The sequence below is a fragment of the Brunnivagina elsteri CCALA 953 genome, assembly GCF_002289455.1.
GTDB classification, from domain to species: Bacteria; Cyanobacteriota; Cyanobacteriia; order Cyanobacteriales; family Nostocaceae; genus Brunnivagina; species Brunnivagina elsteri.
On sequence record NZ_NTFS01000462.1, the window covers coordinates 1 to 4,768 of the forward strand.

Consider the following 4,768-nt stretch of genomic DNA (forward strand, 5'->3'; position numbering starts at 1 on the left):
TTAATATAATCGGATGGTTGCCTTTTTGAAAATTTGGACAATTCTCGATTATTAAATAATTGTCAATCTTTAAATAACAAGTGAACATTACCACGAATAGCCCTCTATTTTTTATTCTTTTAAATAAAATTTACAAATATTCCATTTTCGCTTCTATCTCAACAACGTCACTCGTATTGTCAGTTGGGTGTCAGCGATTGTATTTTATTTAATTCAGATTCCTTAGCATCAAAAACCCGGCATCTTCAAGACACCGGGTTTATTATTTTGTAGCTTTTGTATTCGCGATGTAACTACTATTGATTTAATTACACTTTTGCAGCAGCTTTAGTTTGTGCAGCAAATTCACCTTTAGCATACTTAGCAGCGAAATCATCAAGACTCACTTGCTTAATTTTGCTTGCGTTTCCAGCAGTTTCAAACTGTTGATAGCGTTCAGCACAAACTTTTTGCATGTACTTGATGGAAGGTTTGAGGAAGTGACGGGGGTCAAATTCTTTAGGATCTTTAGCCAAAGCTTCCCGCACAGCAGCAGTGATTGCCAAACGGTTGTCAGTGTCAATATTGACCTTACGAACACCACACTTAATACCTTTTTGAATTTCTTCAACAGGTACACCGTAGGTTTCAGGAATCGCACCACCGTACTTGTTGATTAATGCAATCAAATCTTCCGGTACTGAGGAGGAACCATGCATTACCAAGTGGGTATTAGGCAAACGACGGTGAATTTCTTCGATGCGGCTGATTGCCAAAATTTCGCCAGTGGGTTTGCGGGTAAACTTGTAAGCACCGTGGCTAGTACCAATTGCAACTGCCAAAGCATCTACTTGTGTTTGTTCTACAAACTGTACAGCTTCATCAGGGTCAGTTAAAAGTTGGGAATGGTCGAGTTTTCCTTCAAAACCATGTCCGTCTTCTGCTTCACCCATGCCAGTTTCCAACGAACCCAAGCAACCGAGTTCACCTTCAACGCTAACTCCCAAGGAATGGGCTACTTTTACCACTTCACGGGTAACATCGACGTTGTACTCGAAGCTAGCAGGAGACTTGGCATCGGCTTGTAGCGAACCATCCATCATGACGCTGGTAAAACCGTGCTTCATTGCTGAGTAGCAAGTTGCTGGCTCATTACCGTGGTCTTGGTGCATGACAATGGGTATATGTGGGTAGGTTTCCACCGCAGCCAATATCAAGTGACGGAGAAAGTTCTCACCAGCATACTTACGAGCGCCACGAGAAGCCTGTAAAATTACTGGGCTATCTGTTTCATGTGCCGCCTGCATAATGGCTTGAATCTGCTCCAAGTTGTTGACGTTGAAAGCTGGGATACCGTAACCGTTTTCAGCAGCGTGATCCAACATTAGCCGCATTGGTACGAGCGCCATAGATAGTCCTCCTAGTGTGGTTGTAAGCTAGTAAATTCGAGATAAGCGTATTTCTTACGCTGGTCTTAAGAGTTTTTTCAACTTATAGGAAATTATAACTAGTCGTGGGTGCTTATGTTGAAAAAGTTTGAATTGAAAATGTTTGGGTCAAAAAACTCTGCTGTCGTCTTTATACTTATAGGACTGTGCTGTAGCTTGTTTTCCCCCAAGTCTTGGATTAGGGAATTGCGATAAGCTCTCCGATCTAAAAACCTCATTCAAATTCCCAATTAATCCAAATATAATGCAATACTGCTCGCTTAAGCATTAATTCAGAAACCCGGTTTCTCGCGAATCCTTTTGTGATAAGGCTTTGGTTTCTTTAGCCAGGGAAACCTTAAGCAAGCAGTATTGAAATATAATGGTTTCTTGACAACTATCTCAAAATTATGGTTTAGAGAAAATATAAGTTCTGTAACTAAACATACGACCGTTAAAAAGTCAAGTACAGTAATTCTACTTTTTCTCTTTTTTACTTTTTATGGGTTGCCCGGGACTCGAACCCGGAACAAATCGGTTAAAAGCCGAGTACTCTACCATTGAGTTAGCAACCCTTGCCTTCGTTTTCGTTGGCTTGAACTATTTGTTTTTCAACTTGACTATTCTACCACAGATATCTATAGATATGTAAAGGGGTTGACAAGAAAATCTTTTAGAAAAAATTTGCGGTGAGTTTGATCGAAGTTGAAAAATTGTCTCCAGGTTCGATGACTGTGAGGTTTTTTCCTGTATTTAGGGAGTTGCGAGCTGCGCTCCAAGGTTCTATGCAATAAAATTCTTTGCCTTTGACAGTCCAAAACACGAGGGTTGAGAAGTCGCGATCGTATTCGAGGGTAAATTTGAGATTGCGATCGCGATCGGTAACAGTCGCAGTATTACCACTCAATTTTGTAAAAGCGACATCGATTTCATCTTGGTTGAAATCAAAGTTACCGCTAAATGGCTTGTTTTCTTTGGTTTTATGGTCAAAGTATTCCTGGGAAGGAATTTCAAAGCTCAGTTTGCTTTTATCTCGAACGAGAAAGTAAGGATGAAAGCCAAAGGAACAAGGCATTGCCACATCTGATTTATTTTGGTAGGTTTGCAAGATATTTAAGCTATTTCCCACCATTTCGTAGGTAAATCTCACCTCAAAATCAAACGGGTAAACCTGCTTTGTGGCTTCGCTGCTTTTCAACACCAAAGTCAAAACAGCCGAATTATTGCCAGCTTCCTGGAAGTCAACATCCCAAGGTAAATCGCGGGCAAATCCATGTTGTTTGAGGGTATATTGCTTGCCATTGTGGGTATAGCTATTATCTGGCAAATTTCCACAGATAGGGAATAAAACTGGATTCCCACCACGCACGCTTAATTCCGGATTGGTAAAGCGTTCCGTATCAAGATACATAATATCGCGATCGCCTACCAGCCATTTCGTAATAATTCCACCACGTTCCGGCACAATTTCGACTAGTGAATTACTACTTTCATCCTTGAGAATGTAGGTTTGATATTGTCTTTGTTCGATTTTTAGAGAATACATAATTTTTCTCGTTTTTTCCTCATTTCCAGGTAAAATCTGACCATGTACACATAAATATACTAAAAACGGGTTACAACTTTACTTTTAAATTGCGTAAAAATCTTAAAGATACTGAGTCCCAAGGGGACACGCTACGCGAACGTTCCTCAGCATGACAGAAGTCCAGATTTCACCAGTTTGCAGTATACTCGGATCATAATTTGATTACTTTCCACTTCCTGGACCACCACCTTGGAAACCTTCATAGGAAGAACGGGACGAATAAAAAACCCAAACACCGCTAGAATTGGTACTTCCCGAATAATTTGTTCCAGAACGGGAAGAATATTTGCCTGTGTTGGAATCCCGTAACACTAGGGAAGAACTAGAACTAACACCAGCTGCAATGTTCGCGATCGCAAAAGCAACTGTTCCCGCAGCAATAATTTTGACAATCATGTATAGTTTTCAACCTTCAAAATCTAAAATCCAAAATCTAATTAAGCGGTTGCGCCAATTTCTAAAACATCAACAGGGAAGAGAGTTTTGACACCATCTTTAACTATAAGCTTTGTCCGATCGATTGGCTCGTCAGGATGTACTTCTACGTGAAAACCGTAAGAAGCTGCTTGTGGAAAGACAAAATATCGATTTAAATTAGCCGTAGCCTTTTGGAATTTTCCATTTTCTTTTTGAACACTAACATTTACCAATAAAGACTCGGCAAAAATCTGTTCCCCGTAAGCATCATTAACAAACAAACAAACCTCTAACTGACTGGGAGTGGTTTCATCAGCTTCAATTTCGACTTTGACACGGACAAGTTTATTTTCTCCTCCAAGAGTCGCACGTCCTGTGGGGTCGCTATCGTTAATTTTTTCATTGATCACCTTTTTACCGCTCTTCTTTGCAGCTACCATCGTCATCAACCAGAGAAACAACGAACCGATCGTCCCAAACCAGAAATAACCAACATCCATAACCCCACTTTTGACAGTGACTTGAAATGGTACGGGTTTATCGATATCTGTTCCTTCGTTAGTACCGTATTCGAGTAATGCGATCGCAACTGTCAGTTTTTCATCTTTCTTCGATTTGACATCCATACCACCGAGAGTATCCGACTCATCATAGCTTCCCGACTCTCCATCTTCATACCAGCTTCCCGTCTCCCTCCAGCCTTCTTTAACCCCCTCAGTGACAATTTTACCGTTTTGGTCGAGAAGTTGGATTTCAAACGTTACCCACTCATCTGCTCCGATTTGTGCTTCGGCATTTACACTCATAGCACCGATAGAATTTGCACTAACCTGTACAGGTTCTAATTTGACAATTTCATCGTCGGTAGCAGTCACCGTTTTGTATAACAAAGTACGCTGAAAAAACGGTGATGCAATTAATGTTAAAAAACTTAATAGGAAAGCACCAAAGGCAACATGTACCCACCAATCGATAAACTTCCCTGTTTTTTGTGTATTTATAGTTTCTCCCATAGTTTTTTATTCAAGATTATTTACAAAGACTACTGATAAATTAGCCACATCATAGCTGTTAAAATCAAGGATACGCCACACAATCAATACAAATATATAAAGTCTACCGAAATTTACGGAGTGATTTCGGAAAAGAAAAATATATTCAGTATAAGTTCGGTTTGATTTTAAATGTTTGATACTTTACATTGCTAATATTTTGAACAGTTGTGGATATTATTTTTACTTGAAAGCTTTCGCAAAAAAGATTGGAGCATCGCACCAAACACCTTTGTCTGTTATTCTTAATTTCTGAACTTCTGCAATAAATTCAGCTTTGCATTTATCTAGCTTTTCGGAAGTAA

General features: G+C 39.7%; 4 protein-coding genes and 1 tRNA gene. All 5 read right to left on the minus strand.

Annotation, left to right across the window (positions count from 1 at the left end; genetic code table 11):
- Positions 1 to 308: 308 nt before the first annotated feature.
- The 5 genes from fba to CK510_RS26415 all read right to left on the minus strand — a co-directional run bounded on the left by fba (position 309) and on the right by CK510_RS26415 (position 4,424).
- Positions 309 to 1,388, minus strand: coding sequence for a class II fructose-bisphosphate aldolase (fba, locus tag CK510_RS26395; RefSeq protein WP_095724492.1), 1,080 nt, complete (start codon positions 1,386 to 1,388; stop codon positions 309 to 311).
- Positions 1,389 to 1,909: 521 nt separating this feature from the next.
- A tRNA-Lys gene (locus CK510_RS26400) sits at positions 1,910 to 1,981 on the minus strand.
- A 98-nt stretch (positions 1,982 to 2,079) separates the two neighbouring features.
- Complete coding sequence (locus CK510_RS26405) at positions 2,080 to 2,952, minus strand: aldose epimerase family protein (protein ID WP_095724493.1); 873 nt, start codon at positions 2,950 to 2,952, stop codon at positions 2,080 to 2,082.
- Between the two features lie 204 nt (positions 2,953 to 3,156).
- Positions 3,157 to 3,390 (minus strand): hypothetical protein, encoded by a 234-nt coding sequence (locus CK510_RS26410; RefSeq protein ID WP_095724494.1) that lies wholly within the window; start codon positions 3,388 to 3,390, stop codon positions 3,157 to 3,159.
- 41 nt (positions 3,391 to 3,431) lie between these two features.
- Complete coding sequence (locus tag CK510_RS26415; RefSeq protein ID WP_095724495.1) at positions 3,432 to 4,424, minus strand: hypothetical protein; 993 nt, start codon at positions 4,422 to 4,424, stop codon at positions 3,432 to 3,434.
- Between the last annotated feature and the right edge of the window lie 344 nt (positions 4,425 to 4,768).